The organism is Aliirhizobium wenxiniae, from assembly GCF_019511445.1.
Taxonomy (GTDB): Bacteria; Pseudomonadota; Alphaproteobacteria; order Rhizobiales; family Rhizobiaceae; genus Neorhizobium; species Neorhizobium wenxiniae_A.
On sequence record NZ_JAEUAN010000002.1, the window covers coordinates 253751 to 278074 of the forward strand.

At 59.1% G+C, this 24324-nt stretch carries 27 protein-coding genes; 11 read left to right on the forward strand and 16 right to left on the reverse strand.

Translation table 11 applies throughout. The annotated features are described in order from the left end of the window. Window positions 1-47 precede the first annotated feature (47 nt). A complete protein-coding gene (locus JNB91_RS03395; RefSeq protein ID WP_220324261.1) occupies window positions 48-773 on the forward strand; it encodes a glutathione S-transferase in 726 nt (241 codons plus the stop codon). 2 nt (window positions 774-775) lie between these two features. Here the strand turns inward: JNB91_RS03395 and JNB91_RS03400 are convergent, their stop codons facing one another. Next, window positions 776-1291 carry a superoxide dismutase family protein gene (locus tag JNB91_RS03400; RefSeq protein ID WP_220324109.1) on the reverse strand — a complete coding sequence of 172 codons (516 nt, stop codon included), beginning with the start codon at window positions 1289-1291 and terminating at the stop codon, window positions 776-778. Window positions 1292-1320: 29 nt separating this feature from the next. After that, window positions 1321-1827 (reverse strand): sigma-70 family RNA polymerase sigma factor, encoded by a 507-nt coding sequence (locus tag JNB91_RS03405; protein WP_346269255.1) that lies wholly within the window; start codon window positions 1825-1827, stop codon window positions 1321-1323. Between the two features lie 164 nt (window positions 1828-1991). On the opposite strand from JNB91_RS03405, the gene JNB91_RS03410 reads away from it, so the two are divergent. The 3 genes from JNB91_RS03410 to JNB91_RS03420 all read left to right on the forward strand — a co-directional run bounded on the left by JNB91_RS03410 (window position 1992) and on the right by JNB91_RS03420 (window position 3175). Further along, a complete protein-coding gene (locus JNB91_RS03410) occupies window positions 1992-2198 on the forward strand; it encodes a hypothetical protein (RefSeq protein WP_220324110.1) in 207 nt (68 codons plus the stop codon). 185 nt (window positions 2199-2383) lie between these two features. Beyond that, complete coding sequence (locus JNB91_RS03415; RefSeq protein WP_220324273.1) at window positions 2384-2554, forward strand: hypothetical protein; 171 nt, start codon at window positions 2384-2386, stop codon at window positions 2552-2554. A gap of 120 nt (window positions 2555-2674) precedes the next feature. Further along, the gene (locus JNB91_RS03420) at window positions 2675-3175 is read left to right on the forward strand and encodes a YciE/YciF ferroxidase family protein (RefSeq protein WP_220324111.1); all 501 of its coding nucleotides are present in this window, start codon (window positions 2675-2677) and stop codon (window positions 3173-3175) included. A gap of 53 nt (window positions 3176-3228) precedes the next feature. Here JNB91_RS03420 and JNB91_RS03425 read toward each other — a convergent pair whose 3' ends face one another. Further along, a complete protein-coding gene (locus tag JNB91_RS03425; RefSeq protein WP_220324112.1) occupies window positions 3229-3480 on the reverse strand; it encodes a hypothetical protein in 252 nt (83 codons plus the stop codon). A 141-nt stretch (window positions 3481-3621) separates the two neighbouring features. On the opposite strand from JNB91_RS03425, the gene JNB91_RS03430 reads away from it, so the two are divergent. Further along, window positions 3622-4005, forward strand: coding sequence for a DUF2934 domain-containing protein (locus JNB91_RS03430; RefSeq protein WP_223218035.1), 384 nt, complete (start codon window positions 3622-3624; stop codon window positions 4003-4005). A 345-nt stretch (window positions 4006-4350) separates the two neighbouring features. Further along, on the forward strand, window positions 4351-5826 hold the full coding sequence (gene glgA / locus JNB91_RS03435; RefSeq protein ID WP_220324113.1) for a glycogen synthase GlgA: 1476 nt from the start codon (window positions 4351-4353) through the stop codon (window positions 5824-5826). An 8-nt stretch (window positions 5827-5834) separates the two neighbouring features. Here glgA and JNB91_RS03440 read toward each other — a convergent pair whose 3' ends face one another. Continuing rightward, window positions 5835-6371: an antibiotic biosynthesis monooxygenase gene (locus tag JNB91_RS03440; protein WP_220324114.1), complete on the reverse strand. Its 537-nt coding sequence runs from the start codon at window positions 6369-6371 to the stop codon at window positions 5835-5837. 223 nt (window positions 6372-6594) lie between these two features. On the opposite strand from JNB91_RS03440, the gene JNB91_RS03445 reads away from it, so the two are divergent. Beyond that, window positions 6595-6870: a BrnT family toxin gene (locus tag JNB91_RS03445; RefSeq protein ID WP_220324115.1), complete on the forward strand. Its 276-nt coding sequence runs from the start codon at window positions 6595-6597 to the stop codon at window positions 6868-6870. After that, on the forward strand, window positions 6839-7117 hold the full coding sequence (locus JNB91_RS03450; RefSeq protein WP_220324116.1) for a helix-turn-helix domain-containing protein: 279 nt from the start codon (window positions 6839-6841) through the stop codon (window positions 7115-7117). Before JNB91_RS03445 ends, JNB91_RS03450 begins: the two co-directional genes overlap by 32 nt. A 55-nt stretch (window positions 7118-7172) precedes the next feature. Here JNB91_RS03450 and glgX read toward each other — a convergent pair whose 3' ends face one another. After that, window positions 7173-9251 carry a glycogen debranching protein GlgX gene (glgX, locus tag JNB91_RS03455; protein ID WP_220324117.1) on the reverse strand — a complete coding sequence of 693 codons (2079 nt, stop codon included), beginning with the start codon at window positions 9249-9251 and terminating at the stop codon, window positions 7173-7175. 166 nt (window positions 9252-9417) lie between these two features. Here glgX and JNB91_RS03460 point away from each other — a divergent pair, with 166 nt between their 5' ends. Next, window positions 9418-9678 (forward strand): hypothetical protein, encoded by a 261-nt coding sequence (locus JNB91_RS03460; RefSeq protein ID WP_220324118.1) that lies wholly within the window; start codon window positions 9418-9420, stop codon window positions 9676-9678. A gap of 692 nt (window positions 9679-10370) precedes the next feature. Then, the gene (locus JNB91_RS03465) at window positions 10371-10931 is read left to right on the forward strand and encodes a DJ-1/PfpI/YhbO family deglycase/protease (protein WP_220324119.1); all 561 of its coding nucleotides are present in this window, start codon (window positions 10371-10373) and stop codon (window positions 10929-10931) included. A gap of 94 nt (window positions 10932-11025) precedes the next feature. Here the strand turns inward: JNB91_RS03465 and JNB91_RS03470 are convergent, their stop codons facing one another. The 7 genes from JNB91_RS03470 to JNB91_RS03500 form a co-directional block, all read right to left on the reverse strand. Then, window positions 11026-11436, reverse strand: a complete 411-nt coding sequence (locus JNB91_RS03470; protein WP_220324120.1) for a hypothetical protein — start codon at window positions 11434-11436, stop codon at window positions 11026-11028. A 71-nt stretch (window positions 11437-11507) separates the two neighbouring features. Further along, a complete protein-coding gene (locus JNB91_RS03475) occupies window positions 11508-12530 on the reverse strand; it encodes a DNA topoisomerase IB (RefSeq protein ID WP_220324264.1) in 1023 nt (340 codons plus the stop codon). 88 nt (window positions 12531-12618) lie between these two features. Next, on the reverse strand, window positions 12619-14316 hold the full coding sequence (locus JNB91_RS03480; protein WP_220324121.1) for a sensor histidine kinase: 1698 nt from the start codon (window positions 14314-14316) through the stop codon (window positions 12619-12621). Window positions 14317-14562: 246 nt separating this feature from the next. Continuing rightward, the gene (locus JNB91_RS03485) at window positions 14563-15663 is read right to left on the reverse strand and encodes an ABC transporter ATP-binding protein (RefSeq protein WP_220324122.1); all 1101 of its coding nucleotides are present in this window, start codon (window positions 15661-15663) and stop codon (window positions 14563-14565) included. Between the two features lie 5 nt (window positions 15664-15668). After that, the gene (locus JNB91_RS03490; RefSeq protein ID WP_220324123.1) at window positions 15669-16550 is read right to left on the reverse strand and encodes a carbohydrate ABC transporter permease; all 882 of its coding nucleotides are present in this window, start codon (window positions 16548-16550) and stop codon (window positions 15669-15671) included. Beyond that, window positions 16547-17473, reverse strand: a complete 927-nt coding sequence (locus JNB91_RS03495) for a carbohydrate ABC transporter permease (RefSeq protein ID WP_220324124.1) — start codon at window positions 17471-17473, stop codon at window positions 16547-16549. Before JNB91_RS03495 ends, JNB91_RS03490 begins: the two co-directional genes overlap by 4 nt. A gap of 260 nt (window positions 17474-17733) precedes the next feature. Then, window positions 17734-18981, reverse strand: a complete 1248-nt coding sequence (locus JNB91_RS03500) for an ABC transporter substrate-binding protein (protein ID WP_430736238.1) — start codon at window positions 18979-18981, stop codon at window positions 17734-17736. A 264-nt stretch (window positions 18982-19245) separates the two neighbouring features. Here JNB91_RS03500 and JNB91_RS03505 point away from each other — a divergent pair, with 264 nt between their 5' ends. Beyond that, window positions 19246-20298, forward strand: a complete 1053-nt coding sequence (locus tag JNB91_RS03505; protein WP_220324126.1) for a LacI family transcriptional regulator — start codon at window positions 19246-19248, stop codon at window positions 20296-20298. Window positions 20299-20339: 41 nt separating this feature from the next. Here the strand turns inward: JNB91_RS03505 and JNB91_RS03510 are convergent, their stop codons facing one another. The 4 genes from JNB91_RS03510 to JNB91_RS03525 all read right to left on the reverse strand — a co-directional run bounded on the left by JNB91_RS03510 (window position 20340) and on the right by JNB91_RS03525 (window position 24232). Further along, the gene (locus JNB91_RS03510; RefSeq protein ID WP_220324127.1) at window positions 20340-20714 is read right to left on the reverse strand and encodes a hypothetical protein; all 375 of its coding nucleotides are present in this window, start codon (window positions 20712-20714) and stop codon (window positions 20340-20342) included. Window positions 20715-20890: 176 nt separating this feature from the next. Continuing rightward, entirely contained in the window at window positions 20891-22396 is a 1506-nt protein-coding gene (locus JNB91_RS03515) for a tripartite tricarboxylate transporter permease (protein ID WP_220324128.1), read from the reverse strand. Window positions 22397-22430: 34 nt separating this feature from the next. Further along, window positions 22431-22892: a tripartite tricarboxylate transporter TctB family protein gene (locus tag JNB91_RS03520; protein ID WP_220324129.1), complete on the reverse strand. Its 462-nt coding sequence runs from the start codon at window positions 22890-22892 to the stop codon at window positions 22431-22433. 356 nt (window positions 22893-23248) lie between these two features. Continuing rightward, window positions 23249-24232, reverse strand: a complete 984-nt coding sequence (locus JNB91_RS03525; RefSeq protein WP_220324130.1) for a tripartite tricarboxylate transporter substrate-binding protein — start codon at window positions 24230-24232, stop codon at window positions 23249-23251. Window positions 24233-24324 lie beyond the last annotated feature (92 nt).

Genomic DNA, 24324 nt, shown 5'->3' on the forward strand with positions numbered 1-24324 from the left:
CATGGTGTCCCTATGTCTCTTCTAAGGAGAGGGAGTTTTCACACAGCATGCCTTATGAACTCTACTACTGGGATGGCATTCAGGGACGTGGAGAATTTGTCCGCCTCGCCCTGGAAGACGCAGGCGCGAAATATATCGACAAGTGCCGCAGTTCGACCGGCACACAGGCAATGATGGAATTCCTGAAAGGTAGCCATGGGCATGACCAGATGCCTTTCGCCCCGCCCTTCCTCAAGGACGGCGAACTGGTCATCTCGCATGTCGCCAATATCTTATCTTATCTCGGCCCGAAGCTCGGCCTTCTCCCCGACGACGAAAAGAACCGCCTCATTGCCAACGGGCTGCAGCTGACGATCACCGATTTTATCGCCGAAGTGCATGATACGCATCACCCGATCAGCACCGGCGACTATTACGAGGATCAGAAGACGGAAGCCAAGGCGCGTTCTGCGGCTTTCATCAGGGACCGTATCCCGAAATTTCTCGGCTATTTCGAGCGCATCCTGTCCGCCAATTCGATAGGCGACGGGTTCGTCATCGGTAACGGATTGACCTATGTCGACCTGTCGCTGTTTCAGGTGCTGGAAGGTCTTCGTTACGCCTTCCCCAAGGCGATGAAAGCGGTTGAAGGCGATTATCCTCGCCTCGCCTTGCTTCGCGACAGCGTTTCGAAAAGGCCAGGTATCGCCGCCTATCTGAAATCCGAACGCCGCCTGCCGTTCAGCGAGTCGGGAATTTTCCGGCACTATCCCGAACTCGACCTGAACGGCTGACCTTATTCGATGACGGCGCAGGCGAGCCGCTTGCCGGCATTGCCGGAGGGCTGGCCGGAATAATCGTCGGGATTGGCATGGATCATCAGTGCCCTGCCCTTGATGGCACTGTCTCCATCTTCCAGCGTTACGGCCGTGTTGAACACCTGCGCCCTGAGCGTGCCGTCGGCCGGCACATACTGGTTCGGCATGTCGCCGGCATGCTGGCCATTTGCGGTAAGATAGCCGTGTTGCTTGTTAGTGGGATTGAAGTGACCGCCTGCCGATTCATGCCCGGTTGCATGATCGCAGCTCCCGGTCTGGTGCACGTGGAAGGCAACCCACTGACCGGCCGGCAATCCGGTAATCTCGACAGCAATCATCACGCCGGCCTTGGTACCGGTAAGGTCTGCCGTGCCGATCTCCTTGCCATCTGCACCGACGAACCTCGCGCCCCCCTTGGAAGCATCCTGGCTCATCGCCATGCCTGGCAAAACGGTGACGGCAGCGGCAAAAGCTGCGGTGAGAAGATGTTTCATGGAGTTCTCCTGTTTAATCAAACGGGACTTCAACCCGCCTCTTCTCCCAGTTCCTGCAATATCTGGTGGCGGGCGCGGTTGAGCCGGCTCTTCACCGTGCCGACCGCGCAATCGCAGATCACCGCCGTCGCCTCATAGCTTTCCCCAAGGATGGCGACGAGAGTCAGCACTTCGCGATAATGCGGCGGGAGTTTTTGCAGGGCGCGCTGCACTTCGCGCGCCCGCGCCGCCATTTCCTGCGAGGCGGCGATCGGCGTGTCACCGGAAACGTTTTCCTCCACGCCCGGCGCCTCGCGGCCAAGGATTTTCGATCGTGTATAGAAGGTGTTGCGCATGATCGTGAATAGCCACGATTTGAGCTTGGTCCCGCGCTCGAACTTGTCGAGATTGGCGAGCGCCTTCATCAATGTTTCCTGCACCAGATCGTCCGCATCCGAAGGGTTGCGGCAGAAGGTGCGGGCAAATGCGCGAAGAGCCGGTATCAGCCTGACTATATCTTGACGAGCAGGGTCACCGTTCAACTGTGAGTCAGACACCGTTGCCTACCTCTCCTTACGCATCAGGGCTGAATTGACGGGTGGCAAACGCATGCATTCGCGATTTGGTTCCGAAACTTCAGACCTGTTTCGACACGGCGGAACAAAGCCCGAGCGCCACCCGTTTTTATCCTCGCGACCACTCGAGTAGAGGAGACGAGGCCATGGGTATGAACAAAGACTCGCCGAACACGACATCGCGCGACGATCAACGCAAACGCACCGAGGAATCCGCACGTGCCAAGAGAGATAGGCAGGATCTCGAAGAACAGTTGAACGAAGGGCTGGAAGATACATTTCCGGCAAGCGATCCGGTCGCCACCAGCACGACCTCCATTCCTGCCGGCACGCCGAAGCCGCCCAGACACTGAACATGACGGATCTTTGATGGGCGGTGCACCTAGCGATCCCGCCCATTACTTTTGTTTGTCAGCGCCTGTGACATTTTCGGGATTTTGAGACGCTCCGTCTTGCTGTATGGAAGTCTAATGTAAACTTCACATCTGGATGTCGGTTGCCGGGTCTGCGTTCGGCGCCTCTCAAATCAGGGGTCGGAATGGCGAAGGAAAATGCTCAGGTCGATGAGCGGGAGGCAAGAATGGGACGCCGCGTCAACGGCAAGGTCTCCGGCCTGCTGACGGAGATTGAGAAGGAAGACATTCCCGATCGCCTTCTCGACCTCGCCCGCCAGCTGCAAACCGCGCTTAACGAGAAGCTGGACCGCTAGCCTCTCTCAGCCAGCCTTATCTCCGCGATTGTCCGCAACCGTACAGACGCGGAACCAAGGTCATCTCCCACGGTTAGACCGCCGCAATGTCAATCGGACAATCGATAGGGAGAAACCATGATGGCGACGTCAAAGACGCTTGATGACCTTTTCTACGAAACCCTCAAGGACATTTATTACGCCGAACGGCAGATCGTGAAGGCGCTGCCGAAAATGGCGCGCGGCGCTCAGGATCCGAAACTCAAGGCCGCCTTCGAGACCCACAGGGAAGAAACCGAGGGGCAGATCGAGCGGCTCAAGCAGGTTTTCGAGATCCTCGGCAAACGCGCCCAGGGCAAGACCTGCGACGCGATCGAAGGAATTCTGTCCGAAGGCGAAGAGATCCTTGACGAATTCAAGGGCACGCCTGCCCTCGATGCCGGTCTCCTGGCCGCAGCCCAGGCCGTCGAACACTACGAGATCAGCCGATATGGCACACTTCATGCCTGGGCCGAACAGCTCGGCATGAAGGATGCGGCAAAGCTGCTTGCCGAAACTCTGAAGGAAGAATCAAAGACCGACGACCTTCTGACGGATCTCGCCGAAAGCGCGGTCAATGCGGCGGCGAAAAAGGCTGCGTGACAGGGTAACCGCCTGAAAACAAAAGCCCGGATCGCTCCGGGCTTTTTTATTCTTCAACGATAGGCAATCGGTCCTATCCCTGTTCCGGGTGGCTGCATCACAGCGGCGATCTCGATCGGCAGCATGTTGCCGTTGAGCGCCTGGCATCTGAAGACGCGGCTGTCGCGTCCGCCACGGGTTGCAAGGTGAGTTCGGGCCGCATCGAGAGCTAATTCGTAACTGTGATAGAATGACGCAGATTGAACGCCATCGATGACATAGACCCATCCGGTCGCATGAGGCATTATATCGCAGTAGTTGTGCATGACGGTACTCTCCTTCCCGACAACGGAACTGAGCAATGGCGCAAAAGTTCCACCATTTCGGGAAGATTTCAACTGGTGACCTGCAAGGTCCTCACGCGACATTGCAGTTTTTAATATTTCCTCGGAACTTTTCTGCAGTGCATGAGTTTGGCGATTTGGGCAATGGAGACGATGATGGCGGCTTCTCAGGAAAACTGGATCAAGCACAGAGCGTATCAATTGTGGGAGCAGGAAGGCTATCCTTCCGGCAAGGACATGGAGCATTGGGAACGCGCCAAGCTGGAATATGCGACGCTAAAACCCACGGCAACGGAGACCGATGCGCCTAAAAACGGCGCTTCGGCAAAAACCACGAAGGCACCGGCAGCCAAACCCGCAAAGACCGCAGCCCCCAAGGCGGCGAAGAAGACGGACAAGCCTGCAGCGGCCGCAAAGGCTGACACCAAACCCAAGGTTCCTGCTGCCGCTGCTGCGGTAAAGCCGGAGCAGACCAAGAAGCGGCCAAAAAAAGCGACCGCCGAATAGGCTCCAACGTCTGAGCCGACCTTTTTAGCGCGAACGATACAGTGACCGGCGACCATGTCGCCGGGCAATTCCCTTTGCATGTTTGTATTGGATCAAAGACATGGGCTCGACCACCGGATTGAACGCAGTTCCCCGACACCTGTTCGACCGGCATCATCGTCAGCGCCAGCAATTCCCCAAGCAAAAGCAGACAATTGACGATCGGCAATTCTGCGGTCACGCAATCTTGCGGGAGACAAGCCGATGAGTGCTTATGTTTCCCTCGAGCCGCATAATACCCTCTATCCCCGGCGGCGGAATCGCGTAGGCTTGGGTTCTGCCACGGCAAAGGGGGAAGATGCCAGGATGAAGATATTGTCCGTTACGTCAGAGATCTATCCGCTGATCAAGACCGGCGGACTGGCAGACGTAACCGGTTCGCTTCCCAAGGCGCTTGCGCCGCTGGGAATAGAGACGACATCGCTTGTGCCCGGCTATCCCAAGGTGATGAAGCAGCTTGGACAAGCGACCACGCTGATGGAGTTCGAAGATCTTCTCGGCGAAAAGGCGACGCTTCGCCACGGCCATGTCGAAGGCCTCGATCTTCTCGTCCTCGATGCCCCTGCCCTCTACAACCGCCCCGGTGGTCCCTATGTCGACCAGCACGGCAAGGATCATGCCGACAACTGGAAAAGGTTCGCGGTCCTCTCTTTGACCGCAGCCGAAATCGCCGCCGGCGCCCTGCCCGGCTGGGTGCCGGATCTTGTCCATACCCACGACTGGCAGTCGGCAATGACTTCGGTCTATATGCGCCGCAACGGCTGCATGACCCCGGTCGTCATCACCATTCACAACATCGCTTTCCAGGGCCAGTATTCATCTGATCTGCTGCCCTGGCTCGGCCTGCCGCCGGAAGCCTATTCCATCGATCAGCTGGAATATTTCGGCGATATCAGCTTCCTCAAGGGCGGATTGCAGACGGCCGACGTGATTACCACCGTCAGCCCGACCTATGCGCGCGAGATCCTGACGCCTCGTTTCGGCATGGGCCTGAACGGCGTGCTCAACGAACGGGTAGAGGTCCTGCGCGGCATCGTCAACGGCATCGATCTCGATGTCTGGGACCCGGCGACCGACGAATTCCTGCCGCAGACTTTCGACATCGCCACCCTGCGCCGCAAGCGCGACAACAGGCAGCCGCTGCTCGACCATTTCGGCCTTGACCCTGACGACAAGGGTCCGATCTTTTCCGCCATCAGCCGCATCACCTGGCAAAAGGGCATCGACATGCTGGCCGAGACGGCGGACGAGGTGATCCATAACGGCGGCAGGATCATCATCGTCGGCCAGGGCGACCACGACATAGAACAGGCGCTTCTGGAAACCGCAGCGCGTTATCCCGGCCGCATGGCAGTGCATATCGGTTATGACGAACCGACCGCGCATCTCGTTCAGGGTGGTTCGGACGCGATCGTCCAGCCCTCGCGTTTCGAGCCCTGCGGCCTCACCCAGCTATACGCGCTGCGCTATGGCTGCGTGCCGGTCGTCTCGCGCACCGGCGGGCTTTCGGAAACCATCATCGACGCCAATGATGCGGCCATGTCCGCCCGCGTTGCGACCGGCTTCCAGTTCCATCCGGTCACGACCAACGGCCTGCGTCTGGCGCTCAGGCGCGCACTGCACGCCTATGAGCAGCCGAAAATGTGGGCGCGGCTGCAGAACCAGGGCATGAAGACCAAATTTTCATGGGAACGCAGCGGCCAGCAATATGCCGCGGTCTACCGAAGCCTCGTCCAGAAGGCATCGCCGAGCACCGGCCTGCGACGCCTGAAATTCTGGTGAGAACAAACTTACCGCTTCAGGAACCAGCCCATCCACCGCAACAGATGCGGCAGAACCCCGAAATACATGGTCGGCACGATCAGCACCGTCGCGATGAACATTTTCAGCAGAAACGGAATGTCGGCCAGCCAGGGGAACAGGAAATAGACATAGAAGGATGCGGTTGGAAAGATCCCCATCCAGATGACGAAAGCCATGCGCCAGCGCGCCGGCGGCTTTGGCGGCAGGGCGAGACCCGTTGCAGAAAACCACAGATCCTCGGTGTTGAAGATACGATATTCCGGCGGATGATCGGAAACCTGTTTCAGCCGCTCGTGCCATTCATGCGAGATATCGGAGTGACGCCATGCATCGAGATCCGCCTGCGTGGCAAAAACCTGGACGACATGGAATTCCTCGCCTTCGACCCGCGGCGGGATCAAAGTCGAGAACTTGTACCCCTTCGCCTTCGACGAAGCCTCCAGCATGCCCCGCGCCAGTTCTTCATACTCCTGCTCGCAACCGGCATTGGCGCGCCGATGGACGATACGTGTCACCTGGGACATGTGGCTCTGGTCCTTGTATGAAAGGCCAGATCCTGAAAGGGGTGACGCTCCATGGAGCGAAGCAGGAAATGGCGCGGGAGGGGTGTTCGACTGCTAGGTAAGCTGCGCCTGCTTGTCAATCTGCGGATCGGCTTTGATAGACACAGGGCCGTCGGACAACGGACTGCACGGCATAGTTGGAAGCCTATTGCCTTTATACGGAAATACCGTACACTAGAATTCCATGGCGGATGGCGAATTTGACCCCGAAAAGGATGCATCCAACCGAGAGAAACATGGCCTCTCGCTTTCGTTTGGTGACGAGATTTTCGGAGACCGCGCTCACCTCGTAATATCGTCAATTCGCGAAGCAGATGGCGAAGAGCGCTTCAAGGTCATCGGTGCAGTTGGAGATAGATTGTTTATCGGCGTGTTCGTGTGGAGGAACGACGTTAGGCGGTTTATTTCGGTGAGAAGGAGCAACAAGAGTGAAGAAAGATTATATCGTAGTTCCCGCTGACCCTAACGATTTGGAAGACTTCGACGTCACCGAGGAAGCGCTTGAAAGAGGGCTGCGCTCACGCCTTATCCGCATGACACGAACCGATCTAGGCCTGTCCCAGTCCGAATTTGCCGCCAGATTCCGTGTTCCGGTGGGAACATTGCGCGATTGGGAACAGGCGCGCGTCACGCCACCGGATTTTGCCGTCGCTTATGTGAAGGTGATTGCCCGACACCCGGAGATGGTGGCAAAGGCCGTAGCCTGAAAACGTTCTGGCCGCGCGAAAATCCGCGCAGCCGAGAGCTTGACGGGATTGTTTCTCAAGGCCGCCGGAACAGCGCCAGACTACGGCCCTCCAGCTCGAAATCCTTTTCCTTGGTGATCGTCAGCCCGCGTTTGGCGCTGTCTGAGGTTGTGAGTTCCAGCACCCAGCCGCCCTCTCCGAATTGCGGGATCCGGAACGGCACATTGCCTTCGAACGGATTGCATAAGAGCAGCACGTCGTGCCAGACGCCCTCCTCATCCTGCAAATCGCCACGGCCGATATAGACGCCGAGCGTCGTGCCCTCGTCCCACTGGTCGGGTTGCTGGAAACCGCCGCCGGCATTGAACCATTTGATATCCATGCCGTCGCGCCAGTTTTCGCGGCGCAGAAGCGGCTGTTCGGCCCTGAGCTTGATCACATGGCGGGTGAACTCGCGCAGTTCCTCGCAGGTCTCCGGCAGGTCATCCCAATGAACCCAGGAGATTTCGCTGTCCTGCGCATAACCATTGTTGTTGCCCATCTGGCTGCGACCGAACTCGTCGCCGGCAAGCAGCATCGGCGTCCCGTGGGAGAAGAACAGAGTGGCGAGAAAATTGCGCTTCTGCCGGTCGCGCACGGCATTGATGCCCTCGTCCTCGGTCGGGCCTTCGGCACCATAATTATACGACCGGTTGTCGTTATGGCCGTCGTTATTGTCCTCGCCATTCGCCTCGTTATGCTTCTCATTATAGGAAACGAGGTCGTTCAGCGTGAACCCGTCATGAGCGGTGATGAAGTTGACGCTCGCCCAGGGGCGACGGCCGCGCTGGTCGTAGAGGTCGCCGGAACCGAGAAGGCGGGCGGCGAAATCGGTCGAGACATTGTCGCCCTTCCAGTATTCGCGCACCGTATCGCGATATTTGTCGTTCCATTCGGCCCAGCCGGGCGGAAAACCGCCGACCTGATAACCGCCCGGGCCGATATCCCAAGGCTCGCCGATCAGCTTCAATTTCGACAGAACCGGATCCTGCGTCATCGCATCGAAGAAACCGCCGCGCTGATCGAACCCTTCCGGCTCGCGGCCGAGAATGGTACCTAGATCGAAGCGGAAACCGTCGACATGCATATGCTCCGCCCAATAGCGAAGTGAATCCATCACCATCTGCAGCACCCGCGGATGCGAGGTGTTGACCGTGTTACCGGTGCCGGTATCGTTGATATAATAGCGGTGGTTATCCGGCAGGGTCCGGTAATAGGAAAAGTTGTCGATACCCTTGAAGGAGAGCGTCGGCCCAAGCTCGTTGCCTTCCGCCGTGTGGTTATAAACCACATCGAGAATGACCTCGATCCCGGCATCGTGGAAGGACCGCACCATATCGCGAAAGCCCTGGATACCCCGCGGGCCGTAATACCGTGAGGCGGGCGCGAAGAAGCCGAGCGAATTGTAGCCCCAGAGATTCTTCAGGCCCTTGTCGAGCAGGTGCTGGTCGTCCGGGAACCAGTGCACCGGCAGAAACTCGACCGAGGTGATGCCGAGGCTCTTGATATAATCGACGGAAGCCTTGTGCCCCATGCCTTCGAACGTGCCGCGCAATTCCTGCGGCAGCGCGGAGTTGAGCTGCGTAAAACCCTTCACATGGGTCTCATAGACAACCGCCTTCGGCCAGGGAATGTTCGGACGGTTCTGGTCCTGCCAGTCGAATGCGTAAGGATCGATCACCTTGGCTTTCGGCGTAAATGGTGCGCTGTCGCGCGTATCGAAGGTCAGATCCTTGTCTTCTGCCAGAAGATCATAGGCAAAATGCGCCTCGTTCCACTCGATATCGCCGGCAAGCTCGCGGGCGTAAGGATCGATCAGCAGCTTGCTCGGATTAAAGCGATGGCCGGCTTCCGGCTCGAACGGGCCGTGAACGCGAAAACCGTAAAGCGCGCCGGGCTTCAGTCCCGGCACATAACCGTGCCAGATCTCATGCGTGTACTCCGGCAGGTCGAGCTTGGCGATCTCGATTTTTCCGCTCGGGTCGTAAAGGCAGAGTTCAACGCGTTCCGCATGGGCGGAGAAGATCGCGAAATTGACGCCATCGCCATCAAAATTGGCCCCAAGCCTTGTCCAGTCGCCTGCTTCAATCGTGAACTGAGTTGTCTTCATGTCCATGCAGCGCCCCTTGCCGGAAGATCGATCCGTTGAAAATCTGCCCTACAATGGTGCAGCGCGGCATTTGGTTCCGCATGTAAGACGTGACGGAACGAGATGATCGACAGGATCGTTCCTTGGCCTCACCCGCCTCATTTTTTTGGCGACGGCGACCGGAGGAACAACGATGACATCCCTGACACCCCAGGAACTGGAAGGGCGGCTGAACGCCCATCGCGAACTGATGATAGAAATGCTCTCCGCCATGATCGGCGGAGAGGTGACGATAACGGCCTTCCTGAAGAAGCTGCGAGATGACGCCACCTTCAAGGACAATGAGGAAGATCCCGGCGTGATCCCGGAAACCGCCTTTGCGATTGAAAACGCGGCAGCACGGGAAGTCCGCGCCATACTGGAAGCAGCGAAGGCCCGTGCCTCGATCAGCTAGACATATGCGCCTTCGTTAATTTTAGCGGCCATTCACATTTGTGGCAGCCCTGCCATGTTTATGGCGATTTCATGGAACTAGAATGGCACTGGCAACGTTCTTGGGTCCAGAGTTCGATGGAGGCGACAATGGTCAGGGAATGGTTTGAAGTCGCAGGTTTCGCGCTGGTTATCGCCGCCTGCTACATGTTCGTTATTCCGGTTTAGAAGTTTCCCGAGGAGGGGAATGAGGCCTCGGCAAACGAGGCCCCACGCTCTCGTGGCCCAAGCTCTTGGAGCTTGGTTGCCGCGGGAGCATTCGTTTGAGACGAAGCGCCGTCGCTGATCGCTTCACAATCCATTATCCTCCGTAAAATTCAGGGAACGTTTCCCCTCCCCGCCTTGTTAGCCCAGCGTGACAGGTCGCCGCCATTGTTGCGGACGATTGATACGGGAGACTGCAATGCAACACCTTTTCGCAATGCTCAGGAACCGTTTTCTATCCCGCGGGGAACCGCCGGTATTTCAGGCCGCACGCCCTGAAGACATTCAGGTCGTTGTGCCGGATGCCGTGGTGCTTCCGTTACCCAAGACGCCGCGTGATGAAATCAGCGTGCCGGCGTCAATCAACGGACGCGACTTGTCCACCGGTCGGCTCTGACATCTCGAGCCACCGCGACGATCCAAGAAGAACAATTCCAGAAGGAGCTTCTCATGGCGAATATCCAATCCGCCAACATCCTCATTTTGGCCACAGATGGCTATGAACGCTCAGAGCTGCGCGTGCCGCTCGAAGAGCTGAGCAGACGCGGTGCTCATGTGAAAATCGCCTCGATCAAATCCGGTGAGATCAGGAGTTGGGACGAAAAAGATTGGGGTGACAGCGTGCCCGTTGATCTCGAAGTCGGGCAGATAAAGGTCGAGGATTTCGACGCTCTGGTCCTGCCGGGCGGCCAGATCAACCCGGACGTCCTGCGCAACGACGAAAGTGCCGTTCAGCTGGTTCGCGAATTCATCAGCAGCGGCAAACCGGTCGCCGCCATCTGCCATGGCCCATGGCTGCTGATCGAAGCGGATGCGCTGCGCGGCCGCAAGGCGACCTCCTATTCCTCGATCCGCACCGACCTGCGCAATGCCGGCGCGAAATGGCAGGATGAGGCTGTGGTGGTCGACAGCGGCATCATCACCTCGCGGTCACCCGCGGATCTTGCTCAGTTCGTCGACAAGATCGTCGAGGAAGTGGAAGAAGGTCTGCACCAGAGGCGTGCGGCATGACCATCGTCTTTGAGGCGATCCGATCCTCGGGCTGGCTTTAAAGCCGGCCCGTTTCGTATCCGTTCGAAAGGCTTCTCTCTCGAGGATGATACAATCAGTCCAGCGAAGAGCCTATGGGCCTGGAAATCTCGACCATTTCGATGCCTCTATCGATTGATTGCGACAGATCGACTTTCATGATCTTGCCGGCGATGTTGAAAATCTGGCCTTCGAATCTAAAGCCCAGAGTCTCGATATATTCTCCTGCTTGCAGCCTTTCCGCTGCAAGCTGATCCAGAAGTGTAAATTGTGCGAGAATATAGTCTCTGTTCGACATGCTGAGCTGCCGGTCTTGGAGTGCATCGAGTTCAGTCTGCAGCTGATCTATCCTGTCGGCGTGACTATCGTCAGACTGATCCGCCACAGCTTCGTATTGAGTGGCGAAATCGCCGTCGGCTCCGGGTTTAGCCGGGTTTGCCAGGCGTTGAAGCATGAAGGAACTGGAAAATCCGCTTATGGTTGTCATCGCTTGATCCTCTCATCTGGAAATTCAACCCTGACGAGAGAAGCTTGTGCTGACCTAACGCAAATCGCCTATCAGCCGCAGGAACCCGCCTTCAGAAACGCCAGTAGCCGCGACTCATTGACCCTTAAGCCAGGGGCCGTTTTCGTGGCGGCATCCGCCATAACCCTCCGCAACGGCACATCATCCTCGGCAAGCTCCAGAATGCTTGGATGGATATAGCTCGAGCGGCAGACGGCGGGCGTGTTCTGCAGCACGTCCGAAGCGGCCTTTGTCAGCGCCTTTATCTTCGGCCGTCTGTCCTCATCCTCCACGATCGTCCATGCCGCCATGAAGGCAGCCAGACTGCCGCCCCATGTGCGGAAAGTCTTGGCGGAAACCGGAAAACCGGCAGCCTTGGCGAGATAGGCATTGAGCCTGCCGGAATCGACCGGCCGCGGCGTGCCGTGTTCGTCGGGAAAGGAAAAAAGCTGGCGACCGGGAAGATCGGCAATCTCTTCGAGAATACGCTGCAGCCGCGGGTGTTTGAGCGTGTGCTGCACCCGCTTGCCGCCCTTGGCGGTGAATTTCAACAGCACGCCATCGCCGGAAAGCACCATGTGACGCTTGAGCAGCGTCGTTGCGCCATAGGTACGGTTCTCTTTGGCATAGGCTTTGTTGCCGACGCGCAGATGCGTCACATCCATCAGCGCCACGAGGGCGGCCAGCACACAATCGGACTTGTCGAGGCCGAGTGCAAGGTCGCGCTTAACCTTGCGCCTTATGCGCGGCAAGGCCTCGCCGAAGCGGGCGAGCTGGTCGAATTTCTGCTCGCTGCGAAAACTCTGCCAGTCGGCATGATAACGGTACTGTTTTCGCCCGCGGGAATCATAACCCGTCGCCTGCAGATGCCCTTGGGCATCCATGCAGATCCAGACATTGTCATAGGCTGGCGGAAGGCCGAGTGCGGCGATGCGCAACCGGTCGTCCTCGTCGGTCAGAAGCAATCCATCCGGCAGCTTGTAACAAAAGCCCTTGCCGCGTCGTAAGCGGCGGATGCCCGGATCCGTATCGCTGACATAGGTAAGCCCGATGGCTTTGAGCGACTTGGCATCGATTTCGATGGTTTTGAGCGACAGATCCATGAGCGCTAGAACGACGCGCGTCAGGCTTCGTTCCTCCGCCAACCGATCAAATCGCTATCGCCTACATCGCCAGGCTGCGACGCTCCTCACCGGCATCGTCGCGCTCCAGATTGGCGCGCGGCGCGGTGAGCCGCCAGACCAGGCCTTCCGGACGGAACTCGACATCCACCTGCCCGCCAAAGGCAGCCACCGCATGGCGCTGGATGATCGTCGTGCCGAACCCCTTGCGCGAGGGCTCGGTTACCAGTGGCCCGCGGCTTTCTTCCCAGACAAGCCGGATTTTCGGCTCGCCGTCTTCGCCGGGGGCAACGTCGTCCCATGAAATCCGCACACGCCCGTGCGGCACCGACAGCGCACCGTATTTGACCGAATTGGTCGCAAGCTCGTGCAGCACCAGGCCCAAATTCTGCACCGCCTCGGCCTTGAGCATGAAATCCTCGCCATTCACCAGAAGCCTATCTCCGGCTTCGAAAGTGGACAGGTGGATCTCGATGACGCGCATCAGCCGCACGCCTGCCCATTGTTCCTTGGCCAGCGCCTCGATGGATTTTCCGAGCCCGTGCAGGCGGGTGCTGATCGCCTTCTGGAATTCCGGCATGGTCGTGTCCTGACGGCCGAGCTGGCGCATCATCGCCTGCACCAGCGTCAGGATATTCTTCGTCCGATGCACCAGTTCGTGCAGGATCAGGTGAATACGGTCTTCCGCCTCGCTGCGGTCGAAGGAAGCATTCGACAGCGCAACGGCAACCTGATTGGCCTCGGTGATCCGGGTCTCGACCGGCGCGACGATCTCGCCCTTGCCTATCCGATCCGCCATGTCGGCGATCTGCCGGATCGGCGTGCGAAGCTGGCGGGCGATCGTATAGGCAAACAGGACCGCCAGCGTCAAAAAGATGACGCCGCCCGCCACCAGTTGCTTGAAGGTGGTGATAATGCCTTCCTGTGCCGAAGCGATCGGCCCCCAGACGACAGCCTTCCATGTCCAGCCGGTGATCTGGGAATATCCATACATCTGCTTTTCATTGCCATCGACATCTTCGATCGTGCCTTTGAAGCCGGTCATCAACTTCAGTGTATCGGGGTCGAACGGCTTGCCGGAGGCGATCTTGTCGGCGCCCGCCGAAGCCACGACCTGACCCTGCCCATCAATGACCGCCGCCGACCAGCCGGTTGGAAGCCCTTCGACCGAGACCAGCTTCTCCATGTCCTCGGCATTCTGCGTCATGATGATCGCAGAACCGGAATGGGAGAGCTCATCCGGCAGCGGCATGGCGACGTTGAACACCCATTTGTTGCTCGTCTTGCCGAAAAACACGCTGGAGACTTCGGTAATACCCGACTTCAGCACCGATTCCAGCGCCAGCATGTTCGATGTCTTGCCGAGCGGCTCGCCGAAGGGCGAGCGGGTGTTGAGACGCTGCTGGCCATCCTTGTCGACGACGATGACATAAAGCGAATTGGAACGCAGGCTGCGCTGGGTACGATCGTGGAAGGCCCTGAGATCACCGGCCTCAAGCTCCGGCGAGGTGATCAGCAGGCGAAGCGTGGTCGCCATGTCCTGCAACTCGCGATCGACCGAGCGCGCAATCAGCTGCGCATCCTCGGCCGTCTCGTTTGCCAGTCCCTCGCGCTCCTGGCCTTCCAGTTGCAGGACCAGAAAGCCGACAAAAGCCAGCAGCGGCAAGGCAACGACAATCACCAGCGCCATCAGATAGGCGCCGATCGAGGCTGTGGGGAAAAGACGCGAAAACTTAAACATTCCGCTATCTTAAGCCAATAATAAAGCTGCAGGCAGAAGCCCGCCCGCTGTCACTGATCATCAGTCGTCCCGCCCTACGCTAATACATCTTAGCCCAAAACGGTTCTAACCGCTTTTCGGGATCGCGCCAACATATGTTTGGAACAACGCGGATGCGCGTTGCCCCACAATGTTGCGAAAACGTATGCGCCGTATCATTCCGGGACAAACGACAAGCTGGCGGGATAACCGTCTGCCGGGCGACAATCAGCCGATCCGCTGGCCGCTTTCGGGATCGAAGACCACCGCCTTGTCGAGATTGAAGACGAAGCGGAAGGTCTGGCCGGGTTCGACAACGGTCTCCGCACGCGCACGGCCGGTAAATGTCGTGCCGTCGAGTTTGCCGGTAACGAACGTGTCCGATCCGGTCGGCTCGACGATCGTGACTTCCGCATCGATCCGCGCACTGGCGGCAGCCGCTGCATCGGCGGAACCTTCGTCGGAAATCGCTTCGGGCCGCAGGCCGACGATGACCTCTTTACCCTCGGAAAGTGTTGTCGTGACCGAAGGCGGCACCCTGACGGTCACACCCTGACCACCCGCGCCGAAAAGCTGGATACCACCGGCAACCGCCCTGCCCTTCAGCATGTTCATCGCCGGCGATCCCATGAAATCGGCAACGAAGAGATTGGCCGGACGATTGTAGATTTCCGCCGGCGTGCCGACCTGCTGGACGATGCCTTCCTTCAAGACGACGATCTTGGTGGCGAGCGTCATCGCCTCGATCTGGTCGTGGGTGACATAGACGATCGTCGCATGGGTGTTCTGATGCAGCGCCTTGATCTCGGCCCGCACTTCGACACGCAGCTTCGCATCGAGGTTCGACAGCGGCTCGTCGAACAGGAAGACGCGCGGCTTACGCACCAAGGCACGACCCATGGCGACACGCTGGCGCTGGCCGCCGGAAAGCTGGCTCGGGCGACGGGTCAAAAGATGCTCGATCTGCAGGGTTTTCGCCACCTGCGCCACAGCCTTGGCGCGCTCAGCTTTGTCGACGCCGCGCATCTCCAAGGCAAAGGCGATATTCTCTTCGACCGTCATGTTCGGATAAAGCGCATAGGACTGGAAGACCATGGCGATATCGCGCTTCGACGGATGCAGGTCCGTCACCACCTGACCGTCGATGACGATATCGCCGGAAGACGGCGGCAACAGGCCGGCAATCGCATTGAGCAACGTGGACTTGCCGCAGCCGGACGGGCCGACCAGCACGAGGAAGCCGCCCTTTTCCAGCTCGATATCGATGCCCTTGAGGATCTCGACGCTGCCGATTTTCTTGCGGATGTTCTTGATCTGGAGAAAGCTCATTGCGGTTATCCCTTGACTGCGCCGGCCATCAGGCCACGCACGAAATAGCGTCCGGCGACGACATAGACGAACAGCGTCGGCAGCGCGGCAAAAACGGCCGCCGCCATGTCGACATTGTATTCCTTCACGCCGGTGGACGATGAAACGAGGTTGTTGAGCGCCACGGTCATCGGCGAGGCTTCGCCGGACGAAAACGAGACGCCGAACAGAAAGTCGTTCCAGATATTGGTGAACTGATAGATGACGGTGACGACGATGATCGGCCCGGAACTGGGCAGCAGAATGCGCCAGAAGATGCGAAAGAACCCGGCGCCATCGATCATCGCGGCCTTCACCAGCTCATCCGGAAAGGCTTCGTAATAATTGCGGAAGAACAGCGTGGTGAAGCCGAGACCGTAGATCACATGCACCATGACGAGGCCGGTCGTCGAGTTCGACAGGCCCATCAGGCCCAAGAGCCGCGCCATCGGGATCAGCACTGCCTGGAACGGAATGAAGCAGGCAAACAGCATCATGCCGAAAACGATCTTGTGGCCCGGAAACCGCCACTTGGTCAGCACATAACCGTTGAGTGCGCCGAGCAACGTCGAGATGATCACGGCCGGCACGACCATCTTGATCGAGTTCCAGAAATAGCCCTTGATGCCGACGCAGGAGACACCGATGCAGGCTTCGCCCCAGGCCTTGACCCAGGCGGCGATCGACGGGTCGGTCGGCAGCGCCAGCATGTCGCCGCCGCGGATTTCGTCGAGCGATTTGAACGAGGTCGACAACATCACATAGAGCGGCAGCAGATAGACCACCGCAAGGATGATCAGCGCGCCATAGATGAAATAGCGGGTGAAGCGCGCCGAGCCGGCGCTGATCGTTTCGGGTGCGGCGCTCATTGCTTCTTCTCCCGCAGTTCCGAATAGAGATAGGGCACGATTATCGCGGTAATGCCCATCAGCATCATCACCGCGCTGGCCGAACCGACATTCATCTGGTTGCGGTTGAACGTGTAGGAATACATGAAGGTGGACGGCAGCTCGGTGGCATTGCCCGGCCCGCCGCCGGTAAGCGCGATGACGAGGTCGTAGGACTTGATCGCCATATGGGCGAGCACGATGAAGGCAGAGAGGAAGACGGGCCGCAGCAGCGGAATGATGATGCGGCGATAGATGGAGACAGTCGAAGCCCCGTCGATCTGCGCCGCCTTGATGATCTCGCCGTCTATGCCGCGAAGGCCCGCGAGAAACATCGCCATGATGAAGCCAGACGCCTGCCAGACGCCGGCGATGACGACGGTGTAGATCGCCATGTTCGGGTTCACCAGCCAGTCGAAGGCAAAGCTCTCCCAGCCGAGATTGCGCATCGTGTGTTCCAGCCCGAGGCCGGGATTGAGGAACCACTTCCACGCCGTACCGGTGACGACGAAGGAAAGTGCCATCGGATATAGAAAGATCGGTCTGAGCACGCCTTCGGCACGGATGCGCTGGTCCATAAGGATGGCGATGAAAAGCCCGATCGCGGTGCAGAGCGCGATGTAGAGAATGCCGAAAATGGCGAGGTTCTGCATCGCCACATACCAGTTCGGCTGCGACCACAGCCGGAAATAGGCATCGAACCCGCCCCATTTATAAACAGGCAGGATGCGCGATGTGGTGAAGGAAAGCGTGATCGTCCAGAGAATGAAGCCGTAGACGAAAATCAGGATGACGGCGAAGGACGGCGCCAGAACAAGTTTCGGCAGGCCGTTGCGCAACGTGTCGCCTAAGGATTTCCGCGGCCGTTCCGGGGTGATGACCGGCATCGGTTCGATTGTCGTCATGGGGGTCTCCGGTCGGAAATACGATTGTGAAAAGGGATCAGCATCAGACCCCCTCACCAACAAAATCTAAGACTTAGCCTTTGGCTAAGATCTTGATTTTGTAACCTCTCCCACAAGGGGAGAGGTAGACTCGCGAATAGAGCGGCGCCCTTATCTCTCCCCTTGTGGGAGAGAAAGCGATTTCAACATCTTAGCTTTAGCTAAGTGTTAGAAATCGCAAGTGAGGGGATCACTCCCCTCACCTTACCGCAAAAGTCACATCACTTCGCCGCAGCCACCGCTTCCGGCAACCGCTTCAGCGCCGCATCCGTCGTCAGCTGGCCATTGAGATGCTGGGTGATGACGTCGAGCATGGCTTCCTTGATAGCGGCCGGCTGGGCGTAACCATGGGCGAGAGAGCCCATCAGCGTGCCCTTGGACGAGGCTTCCGCCAGATCCTTCATGCCCTTCTTGGCGCAATCGTCGAATTCCGTGTCCGGAATGTCGGTACGGGCCGGAACCGAACCCTTCACCTTGTTGAAGGCGATCTGGAAGGCCGGGTTTTCGACGGCGGACGCCATCTTCATCTGCGCGTCGGCGGCATCACCACCCACGTCGAACATCATGAACTGGTCGGCGTTGAACAGGACCGAGCCCTGCGTGCCGGGGAAGCGGATGCAGACGAAATCCTTGCCCGGCTCCTTCTTGGCGCGCAGCCATTCGCCCTTCGACCAGTCGCCCATTTCCTGCGCACCGGCCTTGCCTTCGATGACGAGCGCCGTCGACAGGTTCCATTCGCGGCCGGAGAAGTTCGGGTCGAAATAGGTGCGCAGCTTCGACATGTCGTCGAACACCTGCTTCATCGTATCGCTGGAAAGTGCTTCCGGATCGGCTTCGAGCACGGCCTTCTTGTAGAAATCCGGACCGCCGCGCGACAGAACCACGGCTTCCCACAGCGTGCCGTCCTGCCACGGAACGCCGCCATGGGCGAGACCGATGATGCCCTGTTCCTTGAACTTGTCGAGCAGCGCGAACAGCTCGTCCATATTGGTCGGCTCCTTGGCGCCAGCCTTGTCGAGCGCGGCCTTGTTCAGCCACAGCCAGTTGGTCGAGTGGATGTTGACCGGTGCGGCTACCCAGTGACCGTCATATTTGGAGAATTCCTGCAGGGCCGGCGGAATGACCTTGTCCCAGCCTTCCTTGGCGGCAAGCTCGTCGAGGTTTGCGGCAACGCCCATCTCGGACCAGTCGCGCAGGTCGAAACCGAGCAACTGAACCGCAGTCGGCGGATCGCCGGCGGTCACACGGGCGCGAAGTGCGGTCATGGCGGCAGAGCCGGCACCACCGGCAACCGGCATGTCTTTCCAGGTAACGCCTTCCTTGGCGAGGTTTTCCTTCAGAACGTTGAGTGCTGCAGCTTCACCGCCCGAGGTCCACCAGTGCAGGACTTCGACTTCTGCGGCCTTGGCGGCACCGGCTGTCATCGCGATCAACGCGGCACCGGCGGCCAGTTTTGTAAAGGCACGAATATTCATTGATGATCTCCTCCAAATCCGGGCTCCTCTCCGGATAGGCAATTTATAACGTTATAACCCGAGCAAGTGTCAACCCACGGACGAAGGTTTTTGAATTGCTCGCGATCAATTTTTTAAAGTATTGATCCGGCTCGACAAATATCGATTTTCAGAAGAACATTTGGCCACTTGAAAGAAAAATCTGGAAATCGCCGCAAAATTTGCAACGATATATATGGAGTTCCGGCAGCGGTTATGCCGCCGGATGGAGGATGAGACATGCCGCTGGACGATGCAGAGGACGCACACCAACCGAACGCGGCTGGTTCTTCGACGTCTAATCCCGGCCCTAACCGAAAGCCGACGCTGAAGACGATTGCCGAACTGACCGGGCTTGCGGTGACCACCGTGTCGCGCGCGCTGGGCGACGATCCGCTCATTGCCCGCGAAACCCGCCAGCGCGTTCAGGCAGCTGCAGCAAAGGTCGGTTACTTGCCCGACCGGGCGGCCCAGCGCCTGCGCACCGGCCGCACCAATGTCATCAGCCTCGTTCTCGACCCGCATGAGGAAATCCTCGGCTACGGCACCTCGATGATCCGAGGCATGACGGCGACGCTGCGCGGTACGCCCTATCACCTCGTCATCACCCCGCATTTTTCCGACACGCCGCAGATCGATCCCGTCCGCCACATCGTCCGTAACCGCATGGCCGACGGCATATTGTTCAGCCGCACCGAACCTTCCGACGAGCGGGTGAAATTCCTGCTGGAGGCGGGTTTTCCCTTCGTCTGCCACGGCAGGACGGAGCTTGCGACGCCGCATCCTTATGTCGATTACGACAATTACCGCTTCACCTACGAGGCGGCGAAAAAGCTGATCGCCTCGGGCTGTCGGCGTCTGTTCATCATCCTGCCGCCCGAACGCTTCACCTTCCACCACCACATGCGCCACGGCTTCATGACGGCGGTGCGGGAGGAAGGCGTCGGCTTCGAGATTGCGGAAGGGATAACGCTGGACAGCAAGGCGGATACGGTGCGCAACCACGTGGCCGCGCGGCTGGCCGATGGTGACAGGCCGGATGGCTTCATTTGCGGCGGCGAAGTCTCCGCCATGGCCGTGATGTCGGCCACCCACGATCTCGGGCTTGAGATCGGACGGGATGTCAGGCTGGTGGCAAAACAGACATCCGGCCTGTTCGATCAGGTCAGGCCGCAGATCGAGACGATCTACGAGGATTTGTCCGAGGCCGGAAGGCTGATGGCGGGGCTGCTGTTAAAGCGGATGGCGGGGGTAACGCCGGTGGGTGAGTTGCAGGCGGTTCTGGAGGTTTGACCCCACAACCATCGCCTGCAACAGGGCACATACCCTGGAGGTCAGAACACCGTGACGGATACGGGATCTCCATAGACCTGCAAGCGTTCCTTGCCGGCGGTTTTGGCTGTAAACTTGATACCACGCGCGGGAACCGCTTTACCGCAACGCTGGCTTCGTGTTGTTCCAACGCCACCATCGGAATAAGTACCCGTTGTGGATTTCGGCAGGTTCGCCACAACATCGGTCCAGGATGGCGCGCCATCCTCACATGTCTTGCCGCGCGCGCCCTTTAGAACGACTGATTTCCCGACTTTCACGGATACAGATGAATTATACTTGAACTCTGCAGCCTGAACCTCAGTCACGAATGCAACGGTGAGTGATGATGCGAGAAGCAGGCATGTCAGAGATGCAGAGATTTTAATGTGGCGCATTTCCAGTCCCCCATAGGCAGTTGAAGGCCTAGAATGTGACATCGAAAGATAACGCCGTCCTCACCCAAACAGGTCAAAAATCAACTTTAAGGCGAATTTTGATCATTGTCGAAATTCGCTAGGCCTGGAAACATATTCTCATCCCAGCGCAACGCGCCAGGATGAGAATGGCAATCTCAATCCTCCTCGACGAACACCTCTTCGCGCTTCTTGCGCACACTCGGCAGGAAGACGACGATGAGCACGACCACGGCGATAAACAGCAGCGTCGCGCTGATCGGCCGGGTAACGAAGGTCGACGGATCCCCGCGTGAAAGGATCATCGCACGACGCAGGTTCTCTTCGAGCAGCGGTCCGAGCACGAAGCCGAGCAGGAGCGGTGCCGGCTCGCAGCGCAGTTTCAGCAGCAGGTAACCGAGCAGACCGAAAAAGGCGACGGCATAGAGGTCGTAGACGTTGGAATTGACGCTGTAGACCCCGATCGAGCAGAAGGCCATGATGATCGGGAAGAGCAGGTAATAGGGGATGGTCAGAAGCTTTACCCATAGCCCGATCAGCGGCAGGTTGAGGATGACGAGCATCAGGTTGCCGATCCACATCGAGGCAATGATGCCCCAGAACAGCGCCGGCTGTTCGGCTGCCACATTAGGGCCCGGTACGATGCCCTGAATGATCATCGCGCCGACCATCAGCGCCATGACCGGGTTGGCCGGAATGCCGAGGGTGAGGAGCGGAATGAACGAGGTCTGCGCACCGGCATTGTTGGCCGATTCCGGGCCCGCAACCCCGGCAACCGCGCCATGGCCGAACTCTTCCGGCGTCTTCGATACCTTCTTTTCCACAGTATAGGAGGCAAAAGAGGCAAGGATCGCCCCGCCGCCCGGCAGGATGCCCAGCACCGAGCCGATCGCCGTGCCGCGCAGCACCGGCGCGATCATCGCCCGGAAATCTTCGCGACTGGGCAGAAGGCCGGAAACCTTCGCCATCAGCACTTCCCGCGTCCGCTCGTTTTCGAGATTGCGCAGGATTTCCGCGATACCGAAGACGCCGACCGCAACCGCGACGAAATTAAGCCCGTCGGCATATTCGCGGATGCCGAGCGTGAAGCGCGGCGCGCCGGTATAGATATCGGTGCCGACGAGGCCGAGCAGCAAGCCGAGCGCCACCATGGCCAGCGCCTTGATGACTGAGCCATGCGCCAGCGCGATCGACGATACGAGACCGACGACCATCAGCGAGAAATATTCGGCAGCGCCGAATTCCAGCGCAATCGCGGTGAGCGGCGGCGCGAAGATGGCGACGAGGAAGGTCGAGACGGTGCCGGCGAAGAACGAGCCGATCGCGGCGATCGCAAGGGCTGCCCCCGCCTTGCCCTTGCGGGCCATCTGGTAACCATCGATAGCGGTAACGGCCGACGAGGATTCGCCCGGCATGTTGATCAGGATCGCCGTGGTCGAGCCGCCATATTGCGCGCCGTAATAGATGCCGGCGAGCATGATCAGCGACGAGACGGGTTCGAGCTGGAAGGTGATCGGCAACAGCATGGCGATCGTCGCGGTGGCGCCGATGCCAGGCAGAACGCCGATCAGCGTGCCGAGCAGTACCCCGATCAGGCAGAAGAACAGGTTCTCGATCGACCCTGCCGTCTGGAAGCCGAGAAGAAGATTATTGAAAAGATCCATCAGACAGCTTCCCGAAAATTAGAACCGGACCCCATTAGAAACGCACCCATGGCCCGAACCGCTGGAATGGCAGACCGAGGCCATAGGAGAAGACGAGGACGGAAAAGCCCGTCAGCAGAACGGCGAGCACCAGCGCCGTCAGCGGCTTCATCTTGTGCGAGGCAAACGCGGCGATCAGTGCTGCGAAAAACAGCGCCGGCACGAAGCCGAGGCCGCGCACGGTAATCCCGAAGAAGATCGGGGCCGCCAGAATGAAGAGGATGCCGCGCCAGGCGATCGGTCCGATCGGCTCTCCTTCGACGCGAAACGCCTGGAACAGGATGATTGCCCCGAACAGGATCAGCGCCAGCGCCAGGATGAACGGGAAATACCCCGGCCCCATGCGAAACGCCGTGCCGAGTTCAAGCTCGATCGACTGATAGGCGAAGAAGATGCCGGTCGCGATCAGCAGGATGCCGCAGATCAGATTGGCTTTGTCGAATGACTTGGAATTCATGGTGTCTCCGTTTGTGTGGGAGATGGTCTTGCGTTTATGGCTGGAGATTTGAGTTCCCCTCTGCCACACCACGTGCCGCGGCCTCCGCCCCTCATCCGCCTGCCGGCACCAACCGGGGACGGGTCGCTTGCCCCGTCCCGTCCTCCGGACCCCCGCAGGCGGGGCGAAGGACCCGTGTGGCGAACTCCCGGCCCAAACTGCCCCTCACCCCGCATCCGCTTCGCTCGGCGACCCTCTCCCCGTAAACGGGGCGAGGGACGCCCGCAGCCTTGCGGTAATCTCGTCCCCTCTCCCCGCGCGCGGGGAGAGGGTTAGGATGAGGGGCAATCATATCCGCAAGGCGGAAGCGTCAGGCGTTAGTCCGCGTACTGCCCGGCAGACTCGATGATCGGCTTCCAGCGGGCGATTTCGCTCTCCAGTTTGGCCTTCAGCGCAGCCGGCGTTGCATCACCTTCCGGCGAAGGGGCGGTGCCGAGTTCCGCAAAACGCTTGACGATATTCTCGTCCTTCAGCGCGCCCTGGAGCGACTTGGACAGGCGCTCGTTGATCTCGGCCGGCGTGCCCTTCGGCGTGTAGATACCGTGCCAAATACCGACCGTCATGCTTTCAAGTCCGGCTTCCTTCACCGTCGGCAGATCCTTGAAGATCGAAAGACGCTCAGGCGAGGTGACGGCATAGGCCTTGATCGTGCCGCCCTGGATCTGCTTCGTCGTATTGGTGGTCTGGTCGCACATGATATCCACCTGGCCGCCGAGCAAATCGGTCATCGCCGGACCAGTGCCCTTGTAGGGCACGGTGACGAGCGGGGTTTCGATGGCGCTCATGAACAGCATGCCGCAAAGATGCGACGCGGCACCGATGCCGGCATTGGCAACCGTCACCTTGTCGGCATTCGCCTTGGCATATTCGACGAGACCCTTGAGGTCGGTCGCTTCCATATCCTTGCGGGCGACGACCGTCATCGGCACGTCGGTGACCAGGCCGACATAGTCGAAGGCGTTCAGCGTGTCATAGGCGAGCTTGCGGTAGAGCGTGGCGCTGGTCGCCATGCCGATATGGTGAAGCAGAACCGTGTAGCCATCGGCTTCGGCCGCCGCGACGCGGCCGGCACCGAGCGTGCCGCCGGCGCCGCCGACATTTTCGACGACGATCTGCTGGCCGAGATCCTTCGACATGGATTCGGCAACGAGACGGGCAACCGTATCGGTCGGGCCGCCGGCCGCAAACGGCACGACCATGGTGATCTGGCGCTCGGGATAGGTCTGCGCACCCGCTTGTACGGAAAACATCGTGACGGCGGCAAGCGCCGTCGCGCCGAGAACGGCGTTAAACAGTTTCATGAATTTCCTCCTCCGGGGACCAATGTCCAGCCTTTACCTGCAGGTGCACCTCTCCTCCGGCACCTAGCTGAGGCCCATTAGCGGGCGGGGCG